General features: G+C 35.6%; 20 protein-coding genes, 1 tRNA gene and 1 pseudogene. 19 read left to right on the top strand and 3 right to left on the bottom strand.

Annotated features, from left to right (window positions below):
- Position 1: 1 nt before the first annotated feature.
- A complete protein-coding gene (gene qoxD, locus UB32_RS01460) occupies positions 2 to 283 on the top strand; it encodes a cytochrome aa3 quinol oxidase subunit IV (protein WP_044390611.1) in 282 nt (93 codons plus the stop codon).
- Positions 284 to 860: 577 nt separating this feature from the next.
- On the opposite strand, the gene prsW is transcribed toward qoxD, so the two are convergent.
- Positions 861 to 1,553, bottom strand: a complete 693-nt coding sequence (gene prsW, locus UB32_RS01450) for a glutamic-type intramembrane protease PrsW (RefSeq protein WP_044390609.1) — start codon at positions 1,551 to 1,553, stop codon at positions 861 to 863.
- A 205-nt stretch (positions 1,554 to 1,758) separates the two neighbouring features.
- Here prsW and UB32_RS01445 point away from each other — a divergent pair, with 205 nt between their 5' ends.
- The 16 genes and pseudogenes from UB32_RS01445 (at position 1,759) to UB32_RS01380 (ending at position 16,572) form a co-directional block, all read left to right on the top strand.
- The gene (locus tag UB32_RS01445; protein WP_044390608.1) at positions 1,759 to 2,613 is read left to right on the top strand and encodes a peptidylprolyl isomerase; all 855 of its coding nucleotides are present in this window, start codon (positions 1,759 to 1,761) and stop codon (positions 2,611 to 2,613) included.
- A 129-nt stretch (positions 2,614 to 2,742) separates the two neighbouring features.
- A complete protein-coding gene (locus UB32_RS01440; RefSeq protein ID WP_044390606.1) occupies positions 2,743 to 3,039 on the top strand; it encodes an AbrB/MazE/SpoVT family DNA-binding domain-containing protein in 297 nt (98 codons plus the stop codon).
- 223 nt (positions 3,040 to 3,262) lie between these two features.
- Positions 3,263 to 4,111 (top strand): cytochrome c oxidase assembly protein, encoded by an 849-nt coding sequence (locus UB32_RS01435; RefSeq protein ID WP_052806912.1) that lies wholly within the window; start codon positions 3,263 to 3,265, stop codon positions 4,109 to 4,111.
- 195 nt (positions 4,112 to 4,306) lie between these two features.
- Positions 4,307 to 4,525 carry a hypothetical protein gene (locus tag UB32_RS01430; protein ID WP_044390604.1) on the top strand — a complete coding sequence of 73 codons (219 nt, stop codon included), beginning with the start codon at positions 4,307 to 4,309 and terminating at the stop codon, positions 4,523 to 4,525.
- Between the two features lie 338 nt (positions 4,526 to 4,863).
- Positions 4,864 to 5,070: a DUF5915 domain-containing protein gene (locus tag UB32_RS20830; RefSeq protein ID WP_431305955.1), complete on the top strand. Its 207-nt coding sequence runs from the start codon at positions 4,864 to 4,866 to the stop codon at positions 5,068 to 5,070.
- Positions 5,064 to 5,441, top strand: a pseudogene (locus UB32_RS01425) (DUF5915 domain-containing protein); the annotation flags it as partial. The gene UB32_RS20830 and the pseudogene UB32_RS01425, both read left to right, overlap by 7 nt.
- Before the next feature lie 403 nt (positions 5,442 to 5,844).
- Positions 5,845 to 5,979 (top strand): hypothetical protein, encoded by a 135-nt coding sequence (locus tag UB32_RS20640; RefSeq protein WP_277813868.1) that lies wholly within the window; start codon positions 5,845 to 5,847, stop codon positions 5,977 to 5,979.
- A 264-nt stretch (positions 5,980 to 6,243) separates the two neighbouring features.
- Positions 6,244 to 8,391, top strand: coding sequence for an AAA family ATPase (locus tag UB32_RS01420; protein WP_044390601.1), 2,148 nt, complete (start codon positions 6,244 to 6,246; stop codon positions 8,389 to 8,391).
- Positions 8,385 to 10,181 carry an ATP-dependent helicase gene (locus tag UB32_RS01415; protein WP_044390600.1) on the top strand — a complete coding sequence of 599 codons (1,797 nt, stop codon included), beginning with the start codon at positions 8,385 to 8,387 and terminating at the stop codon, positions 10,179 to 10,181. The genes UB32_RS01420 and UB32_RS01415 overlap by 7 nt, the downstream gene beginning before the upstream one ends.
- 533 nt (positions 10,182 to 10,714) lie before the next feature.
- Positions 10,715 to 11,476 (top strand): group II intron reverse transcriptase/maturase, encoded by a 762-nt coding sequence (gene ltrA / locus UB32_RS01410; RefSeq protein WP_198528144.1) that lies wholly within the window; start codon positions 10,715 to 10,717, stop codon positions 11,474 to 11,476.
- 94 nt (positions 11,477 to 11,570) lie between these two features.
- Entirely contained in the window at positions 11,571 to 12,056 is a 486-nt protein-coding gene (locus UB32_RS19210; RefSeq protein ID WP_084221679.1) for a group II intron maturase-specific domain-containing protein, read from the top strand.
- Positions 12,057 to 12,334: 278 nt separating this feature from the next.
- Positions 12,335 to 13,222 carry a site-specific tyrosine recombinase/integron integrase gene (gene xerA / locus UB32_RS01400; RefSeq protein WP_044390599.1) on the top strand — a complete coding sequence of 296 codons (888 nt, stop codon included), beginning with the start codon at positions 12,335 to 12,337 and terminating at the stop codon, positions 13,220 to 13,222.
- 6 nt (positions 13,223 to 13,228) lie between these two features.
- Entirely contained in the window at positions 13,229 to 14,059 is an 831-nt protein-coding gene (gene xerA, locus UB32_RS01395; RefSeq protein WP_044390598.1) for a site-specific tyrosine recombinase/integron integrase, read from the top strand.
- 10 nt (positions 14,060 to 14,069) lie between these two features.
- Complete coding sequence (locus tag UB32_RS01390; RefSeq protein WP_044390597.1) at positions 14,070 to 14,951, top strand: tyrosine-type recombinase/integrase; 882 nt, start codon at positions 14,070 to 14,072, stop codon at positions 14,949 to 14,951.
- A gap of 13 nt (positions 14,952 to 14,964) precedes the next feature.
- Positions 14,965 to 15,804 (top strand): tyrosine-type recombinase/integrase, encoded by an 840-nt coding sequence (locus UB32_RS01385; protein ID WP_052806911.1) that lies wholly within the window; start codon positions 14,965 to 14,967, stop codon positions 15,802 to 15,804.
- A 261-nt stretch (positions 15,805 to 16,065) separates the two neighbouring features.
- Positions 16,066 to 16,572 carry an NUDIX hydrolase gene (locus UB32_RS01380; protein WP_084221678.1) on the top strand — a complete coding sequence of 169 codons (507 nt, stop codon included), beginning with the start codon at positions 16,066 to 16,068 and terminating at the stop codon, positions 16,570 to 16,572.
- A 115-nt stretch (positions 16,573 to 16,687) separates the two neighbouring features.
- Here the strand turns inward: UB32_RS01380 and UB32_RS01375 are convergent.
- Both UB32_RS01375 and UB32_RS01370 read right to left on the bottom strand, forming a co-directional pair.
- Positions 16,688 to 16,760 (bottom strand) — tRNA-Ala (locus UB32_RS01375).
- Positions 16,761 to 16,867: 107 nt separating this feature from the next.
- Positions 16,868 to 17,551, bottom strand: coding sequence for an MgtC/SapB family protein (locus tag UB32_RS01370; protein ID WP_044390683.1), 684 nt, complete (start codon positions 17,549 to 17,551; stop codon positions 16,868 to 16,870).
- Positions 17,552 to 17,716: 165 nt separating this feature from the next.
- On the opposite strand from UB32_RS01370, the gene UB32_RS01365 reads away from it, so the two are divergent.
- Together UB32_RS01365 and UB32_RS01360 are read left to right on the top strand one after the other, a co-directional pair.
- A complete protein-coding gene (locus UB32_RS01365; protein ID WP_044390595.1) occupies positions 17,717 to 18,625 on the top strand; it encodes a DMT family transporter in 909 nt (302 codons plus the stop codon).
- A gap of 15 nt (positions 18,626 to 18,640) precedes the next feature.
- A complete protein-coding gene (locus UB32_RS01360; RefSeq protein WP_044390593.1) occupies positions 18,641 to 19,183 on the top strand; it encodes a GNAT family N-acetyltransferase in 543 nt (180 codons plus the stop codon).
- Positions 19,184 to 19,471: the final 288 nt, after the last annotated feature.

Raw genomic sequence — 19,471 nt, 5'->3', positions numbered from 1 at the left:
CATGAAAGAATTATTTCCCCTTAAACAGGTAATGGGATTTGTTTTCTCACTACTTCTTACGGCAGTGGCTCTTACGGTTTACTTCATAGATATTTCTTTTACAAATGGAATGACTATTCTGCTGTTTACTGCATTTATCCAGGCAGCTGTCCAGTTGGTAGTGTTCATGCATGCTGGAGAGAGTGAGGATAAAGGTTCAATTTTCACGAGCATCTATTATGCTGTATTTATTGCACTAGCCACAATTTTTGGCTCCTTGCTCACTCTTGTGTGGGGTTATTGAAAACAGAAGGATAAGAGCGTCAATTAGGGCGCTCTTTTTGTTACCTTCAAACACAGAGTTCTGTCTACTTATTTGTTTTTTTTAACACTTCTTCAGATACTACAAAAAACATACCCATAAGAAAAATAATCACTGAACCCCCAATTGTTCCAATCCCGACAGCTGTGACAATTTTGGAATCGCTTCCAAAAAAGCCGAATAAAAATATTACGCACCCAATAGTTAGGGCTAAACCGCCGACCACTTTTATGAGATTAAGCATCCTGATGTCTACCATTCTAATTCACCTCTTTTATACATCATTCGAAAAGTTCAAAAAATTGTCAAACTTCTTGGGTTTTTTCATGATATATTGTTGCCTTTTGAAGCAATGTATGTTTATTGATATTTAATTGATGAATATTTTTTTTATTCAAACAGAAGAGGTTAAATGCACCGGAGTAAATTAACCCTTCTAGAGTTGTTTTGTCATAGATTTCAAGGGTCTTTTTAATCACTAGTTGAAAATGCTATAGAAGTCGGTTCTCAAACAAGGTAATAATCGGTATTACGAATATATACCCAAAATAACCCCTTATTAATGACTAATAAAGGGTTTTTCTTTATTTGGCCTATTTTTATAAAACTGGTCACTAAGATAGTTTGCCAATTTTGTTTTCCTGATTCCAATAAACCATAAGATCACCATATATATTGTTATGGGGAAAAACCAATTCTTAATAGTAAGCAGGATATATGTGTATCCTCCATGCAATAAGGCTGGCACCATTATGGAAAGGAATAATAACCAGAGGCGAAAATCCTTCGTGAATTTTGCTTTTCCTATATAATATCCCATCATCACACCGAACAAAGCGTGGCTTGATACTGGCAGTAATGCTCGGCTCAAGGCAAATTCGACTCCGTTTGCCAAAAGATACAAAATATTCTCAGCAGACGCAAATCCTAATGACACAGCTGTACTGTATACGATGCCATCATAGGGTTCATTAAACTCCTGGTGTCTGTATACAGTATAATAAACTATGAACCATTTAAAAAACTCCTCCAAAAACCCGACCGATAGAAAAGATTCGAAGATCGGTCCTGGAATGATGTTCTCAGCAGTCAAAACATAATGAATGAACATGATTGGAAAAACAAGCAGGGCCCCAAGAAAGAAAACTTTAGCAACTAAGGATAAAGGCTCAGCCTCATATTTATCTTTTAAATAAAAATAGCTCAATAATGCCACGCCAGGTGCTATTCCTGCTGTAATGGTTGATACCACCACATTCCCTCCTCAAAAAACCTTAAGGATTATTCTATTGCTTTTTATGGATAACGTTTTACAGGAAACACATGAAAACAGAAGATCATAGAAAAACTTGACCTTTCCATAACATTGTAACATAATGTCTATATGAGCACATATGCATTTAGTTTAAATCCTTTATTTGGTATCTGATTCAATTATCGTAATTAGGAGTGTTAATATGAAAAAAACTATTATTGCGCTTTCGTTAGCAGCCAGTATAGCAGGTTTAAGTGCATGTTCGTCTGGTGACACAAATTCGGAGGTTGTTGCAGAAACTAAAGCTGGGGATATCTCCAAGGAAGACCTGTATAAGGCAATGAAGAAAAAATACGGAGAACAAGAATTACAGGAACTTGTATATGAAAAAGTGCTTGCAAAAAAGTACGAAGTGTCTGATGAGGAAGTTAGCAAAAAGTTAAATGAAATCAAAGATCAAACAGGTGAAAACTTTGAAATGGTTCTTGCCCAAAATAATATTAAAGATGAGAACGAATTGAAAGAAGTACTTAAAAGCCAACTTTTGATGGAAAAAGCCTTAATAAAAGATGTCAAGGTGACTGATCAGGAACTTAAAGATAGCTATGAAGCCTACAAGCCTGAAGTTAAGGCTAGACATATTCTCGTGAAAGATGAGAAGACTGCCAAAGAAGTTAAGAGTAAGCTTGCTAACGGCAATAAATTTGAAGATTTAGCAAAAGAGTATTCTACCGACAAAGCTTCTGCTGATATGGGCGGAGATCTTGGCTGGTTTGGAACAGGAAAGATGGATCCGGAATTTGAGAAAGCTGCGTATACACTAGAAGTTAATGAGGTGAGTGAACCTGTAAAATCCTCATTTGGTTATCATATTATTGAGTTAACTGATAAAAAGAAGAAAAAGTCCTTTGATAAAATGAAGTCTGAACTTGAATATCAAATGAAGCTTTCAAAAATTGATCAGACAAAAGCTCAAGAGGTGATGCAGAAAGAATTGAAAGATGCCGGTTTGGTTGTAAAGGACAAGGACTTAAAGGGAATACTGAGCAACAGTTAGACTGATTTCTAAATGAGGAAAGTAATCCCTGTCCAAGTATCATTGGACAGGGATTTTTGTGAGTAAACAATTGTGCTGTATATATGTACTATCTATTCTATTTTAGAACCTTTATAGGAGGAAACTTGCATGTTTATCAGGAAGCTATATAAAAATGGACAAGTCTCAATTCCTAAAGAAATAACCAAAGTAATGAATATAAATGAAGACACCACATTATTCGTAGACTATCGCCAAGGCAATATTATTATTGAAACACAGGAGAGCGATTCATATTTGAACAAGCGAACGATTTACAATGGAGTGATAAATATCCCAAAAGAAATTAGGGATTTAAATGGAATCGGAAGCGACTGTTATCTGCTTATAGAGGCAGATCAGCAATTAGCAAGGATTGTATTAATACCTCAAATACCACAATTATAATGATATCAAATTTTATTACTTTTTCAATCTATTGAAATTATGTGCTGGTAAGTTTACGCTTAAATATGAACACCTATACATGTAAGGGAGGATGCGGAATGGTTAAGGCATTTACTGTTCTTATCATGGTTTTAGCAGTTCTTTTAATCGCTTATGGTTTTTTTCTTTACAAGGCCTATAAGAAAGGGAACAAATAAGTATTCAATTATAAGGGGTGAATTTAATGAATATGGAATATAAATCAGCAGGAGAGTTAGTTTTTGATTGGAATATTTTTGTTATCTTAATTGGGATTGTAATCATTCTTTATTATAACCACAAGCAAAGAACGACTAACTTTCATATTTCCCAAAAGCAAAAACTTTCTTTCTACACCGGTGCGGGGTTATTTATTTTCGCCTTGGGTACTCCAATCGATGCTGTTGGTGACTATCTATTCTCGGTTCATATGGTCATCCAGTCCATCATATACCTGGCGGTTCCTCCGTTGATTCTTTACGGTTTACCTGATAAGGAACTTGAAGTATTTTTTTCTAAAAGATCTTTTTTGAAAAGAACCAATCATATCCTGACAAAACCCATCCTTGCTTTATTGTTATTTAATGGCTTTTTCTCTTTTTACCATGTCCCTTTCATTTTTGATTTTATCATGGGCAGCTCGCTATATATGACTCTATCCATTATTTTCTTGTTAATATTATCATTTATAATGTGGTGGCCGGTTGTGTCACCTGTGAAAAGCATGGATAATATGAAACCGTTATATAAAATTGCTTATGTGTGTGGAATGGGCATCCTGTTGACCCCAGCCTGTGCATTGATCATTTTCTCTAAGGAACTTTTGTATAATTCCTATTTACACAGCCCCTCGTTATTTGGGGTTAGTTCGTTGGATGATCAACAGGCTGGTGGAGCACTAATGAAAATAATCCAAGAAATCATTTATGGAACGGTAATTGCTTTCATCTTTTTTGCTTGGGCAAAAGATCAAAGGAATGACGAGATTGAAGACCGTCTAGAAAAATTCGAAGAGGAGTATTTGAGTTCTCTAAGAAAAAATCAAAGAGTCTAATTAATATTTATAATGTAATTAGATTGTAATGAAATATGCATAATATCTGCAACAAAAACAGCTATTATAAAAGAGAAATAGGACCCCCCCTTTTATATAAATTATTCACATGAGTAAGGCTGTCGCAATAGACAGCCTTATTTATATTAAAAATAGTTTTAAAACAAAACAATAAATTTGTGGAGTTGACAATAATTGGGTATTAATAGGAAAATAACGAATAACAGTAACTTTAAGGTTTTTGTGGTGATTGGAGTCATAGTATTTGGCGGTATGGCATTAACATCTATAATAGATGCCAATTACTATAGTGAAAAAAATCAATTAACAGAATACAGGCTATTTATATTGATTGCAGCAGCTGTTTATTATATTTGCTTGGCTTATTATGAAAAACAAGGTAATAAGGGGTAAGTGCGAAAAATGTTTATTAGGTGGGATTTCCATACTGCAGGTTAAACAGAGACAAGATTACTTTTCTCAGAATATATATCATGCTATTACATCATTAGGATACAAACAAGTATTTTTATCTTCTTTCAACGTTCAACTTTTTGCAAAATGTACCTAAAACAAAAAAATGTTCCATATTTAACCCATAATGTAATGATCCCAAATTGAATTCCATGATGGGTTCTGGATTCTGAAACAATTGCAAACCAAGTGAAGGAAAGACTTTAATTGGTGGCAAAGAGCTAACAAGATCCCTTAGAAATAGTATAGGAATTAACACCAAACAACCATTAGCTCAATTGGTCGTAATTCCGACAGAAGAGTCCACTATATCTCAATTGGAAAAGTATTTGTCTATTATTAAAAATGAAATGAACATTAAAGATGTTGAATTTAGTGGAAATTACCAAGATTTATTAGAGATTGAACTAAAATTAAATTTTGCTGTAGTCGGGCCAAAGTTAGGCAAATCCGTTGGTGAAGAAAAAATAAAGTTGAAAAGTTAGACGATACCGATAAGAAACTATTCATTGAAGAAAAAGTGATTCAATTACCTTTAAATTCAGGTGAAAATGTCACTCTAACAATGGATGACGTACTTATTGATAAAAAAGGCAAGGGTGGTTTTGAATTATTAGAAGGTAGCAATTTCTTGACACTATTAGATACCAAATTGACAGAGGAGTTAAAAGAAGTAGGATTAGTAAGAGAATTTGTTCGTGCTGTTCAAACATTTAGAAAGGAATTAGATCTTCCAGTTGATTTACGAGTAGACCTTTATGTTCAGACTGATTCCTGGCTTCAAACAGTATCGATAAAATTTGATGAATTAGTCCCAAAAAACCTCATTATTAATTCGGTAAAGGTTTTAAAGTAAATGAACACGAAATTAATTTTTATAACAAATCATAAGAGTGGGAGTAGATTCAACAGTAAAAAGTTGAATTTTTCTATCTTTCTTGACACTTTAATATTTCACTGTGCACGATAATTTTAACTGGTTCTTTGGCTGAACAAACAACAATACTTAAAAGGAAATATGATATTCAACAATCGGGCGCTATGAACAAGATAGCGTCTTTTTCGTTTAATGGGTTAGATTTTGGAGTAGCACTTATATTAAATGGTAGACCAATACTGTCAAAAACTTCTTCAGCAGTATTCCACTTCTATCACAACAAATGTCCACAATAGAGAAACCTCATCTCTTGCTTACTTTTCAAAAAGTGTTTATTGATTTTATAATATGAAAAAATTAATGCTTGATTGGAGAGATCAGAATGTTAGATGAAAAGTTGACAAAGAAAGAAATGATATTACGGTTACATAAGCAAGGAATGAGACAAGTAGAGATTGCAAAAGGGTTAAAAACTTATACAAATTATGTTTGGAAAGTAATCAATGAAAACAAATAACAAATAATCGATTATACATAGGTAGTCTTTACATGCAACAAAATGCCAGGCTAATGACGTGGCTTTTTTTATTTAACATGTTTTCAATGTTTATGGGATACACAGATATAAACTTAGTTCCCAACTTTTTACTACTATACCAGTGGATTAATTCCCGTTCTGTTTCAACAGATGTGTTCATTAATCGAGCAATCAATCAATATATTTACAAAAAGTGCTAAAATAGGTAATGAAGCCTTTTCAGATGTAGGAGGGGAGAAGAGTATGTATATCTCAAAACTGTATATTAGAAACTTCAGGAATTTCTGTTCACAAAACTTTTTATTTCAACCAGGAGTAAATACGCTTATAGGAGAAAATGGCTCAGGAAAGACAAATGCATTTTTTGCATTACGTCTTATGATTGATAATAATCTACCCATCAGTGCTTCTAAATTAATAGAAACCGATTTTAATAGGAATTTATCTAGATGGCAAGGTCATTGGATTATTATATCTCTTCAATTTGAAGATTTAGATTCAAGTGAGGGAGCGAATATTTTAGCTCATAAACTTGAACATGTTAATGAAGCTTCAAGTAGCGGCTCTTATCATTTCTATTTTCGGCCGAATAAAAAATTCAGAAAAAAATTATACGAGCTATCTATTGATAAAGATAAAGATCAGCAAAAGCTTGAAGAAATTCTAAACGAAATAACTATAAATGAATATGAGGGTGTTTATCATTTTCGAGGTACAGCTGATTTTTCTGTTGAAGCAGTATATAAAGAATTGGTTGGCGACTTTGAAAATATTATTTTCCCTAATCCTGATGATGAAAAAAAGGACTTGCTGGGTATTACAACATCTCAAATATTTTTAGTGCGATCAGAAATTGCATGTACGCATATTAAAGCTCTTCGAGATGTTATGGCAGAATTACGTAAAAATAGACAAAGCCCGTTATTAAATTTATTAAGGGGTAGTGCAAAAAATATTCAAGTAACTGCTGCATCAAATATTACAAGCAAGGTAACAGATTTGAATGAAACAATCAGTAATCTCTCGGAGATTAAGGAATTGGCTGAAAAGGTGAAAAAGACACTTGATTCAACAATTGGCTTTACATATGCACCAAATGTAAGTATTCGTTCTGAACTTCCTGAAGATATAAATAAACTGTTCCAATCGTTAACACTATGGGTTGGAGATGGGGAAGATACAAGCTATCAAGGTAAACTAGAAGATTTAAGCTTGGGCGGGGCAAATTTAATCTATATCACGTTAAAATTATTAGAATATGAGTATAAGCAACCGACCGAAGAGAAAGCTGCTCATTTCCTATTAATCGAAGAGCCTGAGGCACACATTCATACGCATATTCAGAAAACGCTGTTCGATAATTACAAATTTCAGAATACACAGGTCATTACAACAACACATTCGACACATATCTCTTCAGCAAACAAAATAAAGTCGGTAAATATTCTATGTAAAGAGGTTAACGAAACTGTCGTATGTCATCCAAGTAATGGACTTGATGATAATGAGTGCACTAAAATTGAGCGTTATCTTGATGCTACAAGGAGTACCCTTTTGTTTGCTAAAGGTGTAATCCTAGTTGAAGGAGATGCTGAGCTAGTCCTAATACCAGCTCTTTTTAAAAGTGTCTTTGGTTTAAGCCTTGATGAAATGGGGGTCAGTTTAATTAATATGAATAGCACAGTCTTCGACCATATTGCAAATTTATTCCATGATCAAAGAATCAGAAGACATTGTGCCATCATAACTGATCATGACATATCACTTACACCATTAAAAGTAAATAAAGACGATGATACTGTTGAGGAAAGGAAATCTCGAAACTCTGAAATAAAAGGGGAAGAAAGAAAACAGAAACTAGATTTATACTGCAAAGACAATCCTTGGGTTGAAGCATTTTATGCAGAACATACTTTTGAAGTTGATTTTGTTTTAACCGGTAATCAGCGAGAAATAATACAATCATTAAGCAAAATATATAAATCGAAAAAATCAATAGACAATTCAAAGGCTTTATTAGAATCCAGTGATAATATTAATGTTGGACTTGAAACACTTCGTCTAGCGGATAAGGTTGTAGGAAAAGGATGGTTTGCCCTTACACTTGCAGAGGAATTGACTTATGAAACATTCATTCCAGATTATATATTAAAAGCTATTGCGTTTGCAGCGGGACATATTGGATTTAAACACTTTGTAAAAATGGCTAAGTACAGAATAGAGCAACATTGCAGCTATGATGAATTTTGTGAATTTGTAGATGCTCTTGAAAACCTGAACGATATTGAGCAATCATATAGCGAGCTAAGAAAATTATGCGAAGAATACTTAGATGAAAATGATGATCTTATTTTACTGATTGACAATTATGAGAGGTATCAAGTATGTTAGACGGTTTAAATTCTAACCAACTAGATGCCGTGACAACGGATAAAAATGCACTTGTGATTGCTTGTCCAGGTAGCGGAAAAACACGCGTTTTAACTCGCAAAATCGCTTATGAGTTAGAGAGGTTCGATAGTAAAAAGAAGTTTATTGTTGCACTCACTTATACCAATCGGGCGGCTGAGGAAATACAAAGGAGACTTGATGACCTTGGCATTCCACAAGAGCAGCTTTGGGCTGGCACAATTCATTCTTTTTGCTATCAGTGGATTATTAAACCATATTCAGCATATGAACCAGCATTAGTTAACGGATTTTCCATCATTGATGATAACAAAAAGCGAAAAATTTTAAATGAACTAAAGAAAAAACATTCTATTCCTTTTTTTAGCGATATTAATACAGGACTGGATAGAAATGCGAATTATATGAATGCTGACCCATATAATAATGCAATTGCAAAGGAGTTCCATGAGAGTATCTTAGAAAACAAGGAAATAGATTTTGATTTATTGCTTTATTATTCCTATAAAATGTTAATAAACAATAAGAAAATACGCTCACACCTGGCAAATATATTTTCTCATATTTTTGTTGATGAATTTCAGGATACACAGGATTTACAATACGCTATTATTGGACAAGTTCTCACTGTGGCTGGCGATAAGTGTAAACTATTTCTAGTAGGGGACCCAGATCAGGCAATATATGGCTCATTAGGAGGAACGCCTAAAAGTCTATATGAGATACAAGAGGAAATCGGAAATCAAGATATAGTGTTCAAAGAGATTCCTGGAAATTATCGATCTACACAAAGAATCGTTGACTTCTTCAGAAATTTTCAGTCAACAGAAGTAAATATTGAAGCACTTGGTCAGCGTGCAAATGAGCATGGATATATAACACTTGATACAACAACAAATAAGGATAATCTTTATAAAGAGTTTGCTGATATCATTACTCATAATATTAAAAAAGGTGTAAAGCCAAGCGAAATATGTATCATAGCACCCCAGTGGTATTTTTTAACCCCACTTGCACAAAAATTAAAATCTGTTTTACCAGATATCCCTTTTGATGCACCAGGGGTTTCACCATTGCCAACAAATCGGGAGAGTTTTTGGTGGAAATTATCAAGGCTATTCTTATCAGAAATAACCCCTAAAACATCTATGAGCCGTTTTAGATGGATGAGTCACCTAATTAATGATTTAAACGGCTATACAAACGGTTCTTTGGGAAATGAGTACATAGACTGTAGAAGATACCTTAAGATAATCAATTCCATAAAACCGAATGAATCAAATGGCATACTATATTTGGAAAAAGCGTTTAAAGCATTTTTCAATAAACTAGAACTCGATTTAAATGATTACTATGTGCTAGTGGAACAATGGGATATATTCTTTGATGGTATTCGTACACGGTATGAATCAACTGATTTTATAGGCACTCCAGATGACATTCAGTACTTTAAGAATATATTTAAGCCTTCAACTGGTGTTGTTATAAATACCTGCTATGGTGTTAAGGGTGAAGAATTTGAAACGGTGATTGCGTTTGGCCTACTTTGGGGATATATTCCTCACTGGAGTTCTATTAGAAACCAACCAAACTATATTACGGAATCTGCTTCAAATAAATTGTTATATGTGATTGGGTCTAGGGCAAAAAAAAATCTGCATTTATTTGCTGAAAAAGGTAGGAAAGCAAATTCAGGATACGCCTATCAAACAAATCATCAATTAGCACAGGCTAAGTTTGAATATGATGGCACCTACTATCAAGAGAAATAAGAGATCTAGTTCCAGAAGTTAATTTTCCGAGTTTTTCTCACACACACCCCCTAATGAAAATGGGGGGTGTTTTTTGGTGCGCCCGGCATGGATGATAACTTGGTGGTGAAAGTCCACTACAGGCTTGGCAGTAGGAACTGTTAGCAAATGGCATGAGTGTCCATGGTGACGTGGAATCTGAAGGAAGCCGGATGCAAATTCTCGAACTGACGAACAGAAACTATATAAAAGGCTGAATTGGGACGGACGAATCTGCCAAACAAGATAAAGTCCAATACTGCCCAAATCCCATGCAGTAAATATAGCAGTTACATGAGAAGAAGGTTATCGCTCTTACCCGGGGAGGTCTCACGGACGAACGTAAAACATTCGGTTGGACAAGATTTATCGTGAGAAGTCAGCAGAGGTCATAGTAATTCCAAGAACGGAATGAAGGACTGAACAATCTTAAATCTTGGAAAACAAGGAGGTGTAGACATCCTGACTCAATGCAGAAAACATCGTGGTATAGACCGAAAGATGGCTCCCTATTGATGGATAAGTTCGAAACTGAAGAGTATATAGGAGTGCATAGGGATGTCAACATGGATATGAAAGAACAAGATGGTATCAATTTAATAAAAGAAGTTATTGCCGATGATAATCTTTGGAAAGCTTACAAGAAAGTAAAATCAAACAAAGGTGCTCCAGGTATAGATGGGATTACCGTACATGAACTGGAATCACACATGAGGAAACACTATCGAGCATTGAAACAAAAACTGGAAGATGGAACCTATACTCCTCAACCAGTCAAACGAGTCGCCATCCCAAAGCCAGATGGCTCGAAAAGATACTTGGGTATCCCCTGTGTTCTAGACAGAGTGGTCCAGCAAGCGATCCTTCAAGTCATCAATCCCATCATTGACCCACACTTTTCGAACAACAGCTTTGGATTTCGAGTAGGAAGAGATGCACACCAAGCCATAAAACGAGCAGAACAATACTATCAAGAGGGATACAAAATGGTGGTGGATTGTGATTTGAAAAGCTATTTCGATACCATCCATCACCAAAGGCTAAGAGCCTACCTAGAGGAATTTATCTCCGATAAAATCGTATTGAAGCTCATATGGAAATTCCTTCGTTCAGGAATTCTAGACAAAGATATCTACATCGAGAAAACAGAAGGGACTCCACAGGGAGGACCTCTTTCGCCGATTCTAGCTAATGTCTATCTAAATAAACTAGATAGAGAGTTGGAAAGAAGAGGACATCGTTTCATAAGATATGCGGACGATTTTGCATCTACGTGAAGAGCAAACGTGCAGGTGAACGAGTCATGGAAAGTGTCTCGAAATATATCGAAGAAGATCTACAGCTAACAATTAATCAAAAGAAAAGCAAAATATGTACGGCAACATCTGGGACATTCCTGGGTTTCAACTTACAGAATCTCTTGGGAAAGTTGGATGCCGACCTAGTAGGTCGGCAAAACAACGATTCAAAGAGAAACTACGAAAAGAGACAAGTCGAAAAAGACCTGGCACCTTTGAAAAAATTACAATAAAGATTAATCAAATAACCACGGGTTGGATTAACTACTACGGTGTATCGTACATGAAGATATTCGTCAAAGAAATCCAACAATGGTTGAATCACAGGTTAAGGCAATTAATCTGGAAACGATGGAAAAGAGTAAAAACAAGATATAAAATGCTTCGGAAATACGGAATAGACCATACGAAAGCGATGAAAACAGCTAACTCCCGTAAGGGATACTGGCGCATATCTCTTAGCGAAGTACTCCATCGGGCAATAACAACTGAAAGGTGTGAGAGGTCGACTAGCCAGCTAATGGCTAGTCATCTACTCGATTCATCTGACGATAACTGATAATACAACAAACAGGCAAGTACGTGGCTTTTAATGGAGGGAAAAACCTGTAATAAAAACTGTAAGGAATTGATTGTTGCACACTACCTTGTTGACCAAGCTTCGCTTGATTATGATATAGAACAATAGTTATACTATGGCTCATTTTATGAAGTTAATCTGAAGTGTTGACTATATTTTTGATTTGTATTAGTCCTTAACAAATGTATATAAAAAGATAAATTAGTTAAAGATTATTATATGTATCATTAATAGAAAAATAGAGAAGAGGTTAACAAATGAAAGAATCTAGTGATTACACGAAGAGTAACCTTGAGGATGAAGCGACAAGGGCGATCATGGATGAATATTTGCTAAGTTTAAAACTTGAAAACAAAGCTGAACGAACAATAAGAAACTATCGGTGGTTTTTAGAACGGTTCTTGAGCATATGTACTCTTCCTTTAAATCAATTAACAACCAATGAAGTGAGAAAATGCTTTTTACATTTCACTAATGGAAAAAAGGAAAAGACGGTAGATGCTTACCTAACTGCACTATCATCATTTTTGCAATTTTGTCTTGCGGAAGAGTATATAGAAAATGTCATTATTAAAAAAAGATGGAGACCCAAAATTCCAAAGTCCTTACCCAAGTATTTAAGCGAGAATGAGTTTGCTAAAGTAAAGCTTACAACAGAAAATTCGGTTCTTCGTGATCGTGCACTGATGCTATTTTTATTTTCGTCAGGATGCAGAAGTTCGGAAGTTTCTAATCTTTCTATAAAAGATGTCAATTTAGAAAAAAGAACAGCTGAGGTAACGGGAAAAGGAAAGAAAATTAGAAAGGTGCATTTTTCGGAAGAGTGTGCCCTTGTATTGAAGGACTATATACATACAAGAATCTGTAAAGAATCAGATCCATTATTCTTGAGTAATTCCGATCAACGTATAGGACCCAAATCCATCTATTATATTACGAGGAAAATTGGAAAAAAGGCTGGGTTAAATCAATCGTTGCATCCTCATTGTTGTCGCCATACGTTTGCTACAAACATGCTTGCAAGAGGGGCAACCATTGAATTTATAGCAGATGAATTGGGACATTCCAATCTAAACACAACTCGTATATATGCACGTATTCTAACTGAGGACATGATTACATCTTATCAAAATATAATGGGGTAGATAACCATGAACGAAGAAGTATTAGCGTCATTTTTTGACGATCATCAATCAAGGTTTAGTAAAGAAACAATCCGAAGTTATAGACTTTCGCTTCAACAATTCTTCAGCTTTTGTAAAAAAGGATTTAGTGAAGTGAAGGCTGCTGATATAAGAGCATGGCTTGCCTCCCTAGAGGAAAAAGGTCTTAAAAAACGTTCGATACATATTAAACTATCAGGATTGAAGTCATTTTATCAATACTGTATGGAAGAAAATCTCCTGAAGAAAAATCCATTGTCAACGGTAAAAACCCCTAAGAAAGATGATGTCCTTCCATACTACTTAAGTAGGCGCCAGTTGGCCGAGTTACAAGAATTAACACGGAATGATTACCAATTTCGTCCTATCATTGAAACCTTATATTCCACAGGCGTACGGGTTAGTGAGCTATTACAAATCAAATTAGAGGATATTAAATGGGATACCAGGCAAATATGGATACGCAAAGGAAAGGGAACCAAAGAGAGATTTGTCCTTTTTTCGCACGATTGTGCGGAACGCTTAAAACTATACCTGGAAAAACGAGAAACAAATAGCATGTTCTTATTTGCAAATCGTAGAGGAGGTCCACTTCACCGGGAATATATACAAAAAAACTTTCGTAATTTCTCCAAATCACTTGGTTTTAAGGTGAGCCCCCATACTTTACGTCATACATTTGCCGCACACCTAGCAGAAAAAAATATGCCTCAAAGTTACATTCAGGATCTCCTGGGTCATGTAGATATTAATAGTACTCGCATTTATACACGATTAATGGAACATGCACGTAAAAAACAATATGATCTATACCAATAGGAGTGAGAAGATGAATAATTACTGGGAGTTGTCGAAAGACTTACCGAATGAAAGTAATCAGGAAATCATTGGAGAGTTTTTATTAAGTTTAAAAGTTTCAAACCGAAGTCAAAATACCATTACTACATATCGGCATTTTTTAGAACACTTTTTTGGGGATATGAAAGAAACTTATCTCTCTTTGACCTCAAATACCATTCTTGAATGGTTTAAAAATAACGGAGCTCATTTTAGTGAAGCAACATTGAGACTACGGCTAAGTATTCTATCTTCATTTTACAAGTTTTGTATAAATGAAAATTATATAGATAGTTCACCAGTTAAAAGCCGATGGTTTCCTCGTCTTTCACAAACACTTCCAAAGTACTTAGAGAAAGATGAAATTGCTAAAATTCGTAATCATAGCGAAATCACCTCTCTTCGAAATCAGGTGTTGGTGGAATTTTTGCTTACCACAGGGTGTCGAGTCAGTGAAGTAAGTGAGTTAAATCGAGAGGATGTAAATCTTGAATACCGTACAGCGCGCGTAGTAGGCAAAGGCAAAAAAATCCGCTTTGTTCATTTTACAGAAAAGTGTGCTCTTTTATTGGAGCGATATATCTCTTTAAGTCAAAATTCTCTGAAGGCACTTTTTGTAACCTCTACAGGTAAGCGGTTACACGTTCGAACCATCCAGCTTATTTTAATGAAATTGGGAAAGAAAGCAAAACTCAAAACAAATTTGCATCCACATCGATTACGTCATACCTTCGCAACTGAATTATTGGCGAAAGGGGCAGATTTAGCGTTCATTGGAGATGAATTGGGTCATAGTGATGTTGTGACGACACAAATATACGCTAGGCTTCCCAAGAGGGAGATCATTTCGCTTTACCGAAAATATATGGGATAAGGGGATAGATTTTTTGATAATCGCAGATAATTGCTTGAAACAATTTAAAGAGGATTATAGGTTTCGATTAGAGGAAAAGACAGTGAATCTGTATATACTAGCAGTGAATCAATTATTGGCTTTTTGTGAGAAGCCATTCACAGAAATGAATGCGAAAGATATTAGGGGTTGGATGTCTTCCTTAGAATCAAGGGAATATAAAGTTGCTACAGTGAGCAGTAAATTAGCAGGGATCAAGCTGTTTTTTAAATATTGCATAGAAGAAGGTTTTCTTACTAAGGATCCAGCGAAAAAAATACCCATTCCGAAATCGGAGGATAAACTACCAAGATATCTGCAAAGGGATGAACTGTTACAATTGCGTCAATTGGTAAAAGGGAAGGTGGAGGAAAGGGCGGTTATTGAAGTGTTTTATGCCACCGGTGTGCGTCTTATGGAGTTAGTTGATATGAAAAAAGAGGATATTAACTGGTCGGAACGCATGATTACGATTCCGAATGGGAAACGTAAAAAAGAGCGGATTGTCCTATTTACACGAGAGTGTGCAGTACATTTGAAAGCCTATTTAGAGAAACGAGAGGATTCCCAACCGTTTGCTTTTGTCAATACGTCAAGGACAGGTCCGATGTGTTCTCGTACGATTAACTTGAAATTTCAAGGCTATACAAAAAAGCTAGGGATTCACTTAACACCCCATACGTTACGTCATACATTTGCTGCACATTTAGCCATGAAGGGAATGCCGCTAGAATGTATCCAAGTTCTATTGGGACATAACGGACTACATCAAACGCAGCTGTATGCTCGATTGTACCATCAAGCACGAAAAGAGATCTATGATCAATGGATGTAAGTGGAAGTTCGAAAAGGTAACTATTCGTATAATATAAATTAACGCTTTATTAAAAACCGTTATAAAATGACCAAGCCCTTGGTATATATGGGTTTGGTCATTTTTTAAATTATACCATTATTTGTGTTAAGAAGGATTAACGCCTTTTTTGGTGAATTCTTTATGGAACAAACAGGGCAATTTAGTTGAAGAACAACAGGTGATTTTGTATATTGGGGAGAGTTTACTTTGTAACACATATAACTCGAGGTGGTATGGAAAATGGGAATGTCGGATTATTATAAAAAACTCCGAGAAAAAGTCGGTAATGGACTGATTTTTATGCCAAGTGTAGCAGGAATTGTTCGAAACGACTTGGGAGAAATTTTATTACAACACAAAGGAAATGGCGAAAAGTGGAGTCTTCCTGCTGGTGCCATTGAACTTGGAGAAGCACCTGCCGAAGCAGTAGTTCGTGAAGTATGGGAAGAGACAGGTTTATATGTTGTACCAAAAAAGTTATTAGGCGTATTTGGTGGAAAAGACTTTCGTTACCAATATCCTAATGGTCATCAAGTGGAGTATAACGTCTTTATGTTTGATTGCGTTATTCAAAGCGGTGAATTAATTCCAATAGATAACGAAACGGCTGAACTTCAATATTTTAATCCGAGTAATATGCCTGAACTCGCTTTACCTTACCCTAAAGATTTATTTCTACAAAGTAAAAATAGTGAACTTTATTTTCAGTGGAACGAGAAGTGGTTAAAAAATCTTTCTCACAAATAACTATATCTGGTTGCACTAACGGGTGCAAGGACAGAAGATATAGGCGGTCATTGCGGCAGCCTTTTTCTAATCATATAAATAGAAGAAACCCTTGCTGCGCAAGGGTTTCCGATGATGGAGAATAGGGGGCTCGAACCCCTGACCTCAACGCTGCCAGCGTTGCGCTCTCCCAGCTGAGCTAATCCCCCGTATCTAAATAGATAAGGTACAAGAAAGATTATATCTCCAACTCAAAGGACTTGCAAGATAAAATTTACTGTTAAATTGAAAAAGGCCGCAATTCCAGCGGCTTTTCCTACAATCCTTCAATTTCAACTCGGTTTATTCCTTCAATTTCCGAAACAGCCTCATAAACATCTGTTGTTTTCCTTCTGAAATCGACAGTCACGATCAGCTGTACAAGTTGGGTTTCATCTGCTAAATCTTTGATACGCACGTTTTTCAAAGAGATTTTTTCTGACTTAATCTTTGTGATAATATCAGCGATGCTTTCTCTAGAAGTCACATTGAATTGAAGTCGTATTTCCTTCTCACGTAATTGTCTTGGACCAATGAAGGTCATCAGAAATGGTATCAATTCAACGCTGACAATCAGCAACGCAACCCCGGCTATTGCCTCCCAATAAAAGCCTGCACCAACAGTAATTCCTATTCCAGCTGCACCCCAAATCATCGCAGCTGTCGTTAGACCTGAGATCGTATCATTTCCCCTTCTTAAAATAACTCCAGCTCCAAGAAAACCGATGCCTGAAACGATTTGTGCGGCTAAACGGAGAGGATCCATTGTAATATTTACCTCTTCATCGCCTGGAAACATATAGGCAGATTCACTAGAAACTACTGTTAAAAGGCAACTGACAATTGAAATGACCAAACTTGTTTTGAGCCCCACCGGTTTTCGCTTTATCTCTCTTTCTAGTCCGATAACTAGACCCAGAAATGCAGAAATGCCTAACTTTATTAAAATTTCCATATCCATAGAATAAAGCATGTGATCTCCTGCCCCTAATAAGATGTATTTACTTTCCCTGGTGAAGGGAAAATAAACGCTTTTGTACGAAAAATTTTAATAAAAGTGAGCTAAAAGAACAGTTCCATAGTAAAATACATGTATTCAAATTGTTTAAATAGAAGGAGAAGAGAAATGGAAACACCTAAAGTGAACCCATACCTTGCTGTTGCAATCGGTGTAGTGGCTGTGTCAACTTCAGCGATTTTAGTTAAAGTTTCTTCTGCTCCATCTGGAGTAATTGCCTTTTATCGGTTATTTTTTTCAGTGTTAATTATGTTGCCAGTATTTCTTATAAAATATGTTTCTGAGCTGCGTCTTATTACAAAACAAGATTGGGTGTTTTCAGGGATATCAGGTGTGTTCCTTGCTTTCCACTTCATCCTCTGGTTCGAATCTTTAAACTATACCTCGGTAGCGAGCTCGACTGTACTGGTCACACTCCAGCCATTATTCGCGTTTGCGGGGGTTTATATTTTCTTTAAGGAGAAAATATCTGCTAAGGCAATTATTAGTGGGATTATTGCAATTTCAGGAAGTGTCATCATCAGCTGGGGGGATTTTAAAATCAGCGGAAGCGCCTTGTTTGGAGACTTTTTGGCAATTGCTGCTTGTGCGCTAGTCACCGTTTATCTATTATTTGGGCAAACGGTCAGAAAAAGAATGTCCCTTATAACATACACATTCATTGTTTACGCCATTAGCACAATCACTCTGTTCTTCTATGTATTAGCAGTTGGAGATTCGTTCTTTCATTATGAGACAAGTGACTGGGTATATTTTGTCCTTCTTGCCTTATTCCCGACTTTGCTTGGACATACATTATTTAACTGGTCAATCAAATGGCTTAGCGCCTCGATTATCTCAATGGCAATCCTGTTTGAACCTGTAGGAGCAACTGCCCTTGCATACTACTTGTTAGAAGAAAACGTTATTTGGACACAAGTTGCTGGTGGGTTAGTTGTTATTGCTGGAATAACATTATTTTTAGTAGATGAAAGAAACATGAAGATGAAAAAGCGAGCAGAAATAAATTCAATATAATCGGAGGGGATGTATATGCAAATAAGAAGGGCAACAAAAGAAGATGCTCTAGGAATAGCCAAGGTCCATGTCGAAAGCTGGAAAGAAACATATGAGGGCATCATAAGCCAAGATTACTTAGCTTCTTTGAAAATTGAGGATAGGAAACCGTTGTGGGAAAAAAACTTGTCTGAAACGGCCGATCTTTCACCGGTTTTTGTCGCGGTAAACCCAGGTGGAGAAATAGTGGGCTTTGCATCCTTTGGAAAGGAACGTACAGGGAAGTTTACTGCAGATGGAGAACTATATGCAATTTACATTTTGAAAGCAAACCAAAGAAGAAAACTGGGCTTGAGGCTTCTGCGTGAAGGAATTGAAGCATTACTAGAGCAAAATTATACATCCATGCTGGTTTGGGTGCTTAAACAAAATCACAGTCGTCTGTTCTATGAAAGTCTTCAGCCTAATAAGGCAGGGGAAGAAATAGACAAGATTGGTGGACAGGAATATGTAGAGCTGGCTTATGTATGGAATGATTTGAAATCACTCAAACAAATCGTAGTGGGAAAATTAATTTAGAAATGCAAAAACTAATAATAGGATTGTTTGTGATATTTCTTTTAAAATTATATTGCAAACATAGTTTGGACATGATATATTTAATCTCGCTTCAAAAAAACAACATTGATTTTAAAAAGCAACTTCGAGTTTTATTGAAAGAAAAATAAAAAACGATGTTGACAATAATGAATCAATAGGTTATATTAATAAAGTCGCTTCTGGCGATAAGCTAACTAAATTGTTCTTTGAAAACTAAACAAACAAGCGTCAACAAACAATCAATTATCATGGCTTCTATTATAGAAG

Origin of the sequence: Mesobacillus subterraneus (assembly GCF_000934845.1) — a bacterium.
In the GTDB taxonomy this organism is placed as follows: Bacteria; Bacillota; Bacilli; order Bacillales; family Cytobacillaceae; genus Mesobacillus; species Mesobacillus stamsii.
This window is presented reverse-complemented; position numbering and strand designations above follow the sequence as displayed.

What these genes read in the sequence shown, in the direction of transcription:
- qoxD (WP_044390611.1), top strand. Translation starts at nt 2, where the DNA reads ATGAAAGAATTATTTCCCCTTAAACAGGTAATGGGATTTGTTTTCTCA.
- UB32_RS01445 (WP_044390608.1), top strand. Translation starts at nt 1,759, where the DNA reads ATGAAAAAAACTATTATTGCGCTTTCGTTAGCAGCCAGTATAGCAGGT.
- UB32_RS01440 (WP_044390606.1), top strand. Translation starts at nt 2,743, where the DNA reads ATGTTTATCAGGAAGCTATATAAAAATGGACAAGTCTCAATTCCTAAA.
- UB32_RS01435 (WP_052806912.1), top strand. Translation starts at nt 3,263, where the DNA reads ATGAATATGGAATATAAATCAGCAGGAGAGTTAGTTTTTGATTGGAAT.
- UB32_RS20640 (WP_277813868.1), top strand. Translation starts at nt 5,845, where the DNA reads ATGTTAGATGAAAAGTTGACAAAGAAAGAAATGATATTACGGTTACAT.
- UB32_RS01420 (WP_044390601.1), top strand. Translation starts at nt 6,244, where the DNA reads ATGTATATCTCAAAACTGTATATTAGAAACTTCAGGAATTTCTGTTCA.
- UB32_RS01415 (WP_044390600.1), top strand. Translation starts at nt 8,385, where the DNA reads ATGTTAGACGGTTTAAATTCTAACCAACTAGATGCCGTGACAACGGAT.
- ltrA (WP_198528144.1), top strand. Translation starts at nt 10,715, where the DNA reads ATGGATAAGTTCGAAACTGAAGAGTATATAGGAGTGCATAGGGATGTC.
- UB32_RS19210 (WP_084221679.1), top strand. Translation starts at nt 11,571, where the DNA reads ATGTACGGCAACATCTGGGACATTCCTGGGTTTCAACTTACAGAATCT.
- xerA (WP_044390599.1), top strand. Translation starts at nt 12,335, where the DNA reads ATGAAAGAATCTAGTGATTACACGAAGAGTAACCTTGAGGATGAAGCG.
- xerA (WP_044390598.1), top strand. Translation starts at nt 13,229, where the DNA reads ATGAACGAAGAAGTATTAGCGTCATTTTTTGACGATCATCAATCAAGG.
- UB32_RS01390 (WP_044390597.1), top strand. Translation starts at nt 14,070, where the DNA reads ATGAATAATTACTGGGAGTTGTCGAAAGACTTACCGAATGAAAGTAAT.
- UB32_RS01380 (WP_084221678.1), top strand. Translation starts at nt 16,066, where the DNA reads ATGGGAATGTCGGATTATTATAAAAAACTCCGAGAAAAAGTCGGTAAT.
- UB32_RS01370 (WP_044390683.1), bottom strand. Translation starts at nt 17,551, where the DNA reads ATGGATATGGAAATTTTAATAAAGTTAGGCATTTCTGCATTTCTGGGT.
- UB32_RS01365 (WP_044390595.1), top strand. Translation starts at nt 17,717, where the DNA reads ATGGAAACACCTAAAGTGAACCCATACCTTGCTGTTGCAATCGGTGTA.
- UB32_RS01360 (WP_044390593.1), top strand. Translation starts at nt 18,641, where the DNA reads ATGCAAATAAGAAGGGCAACAAAAGAAGATGCTCTAGGAATAGCCAAG.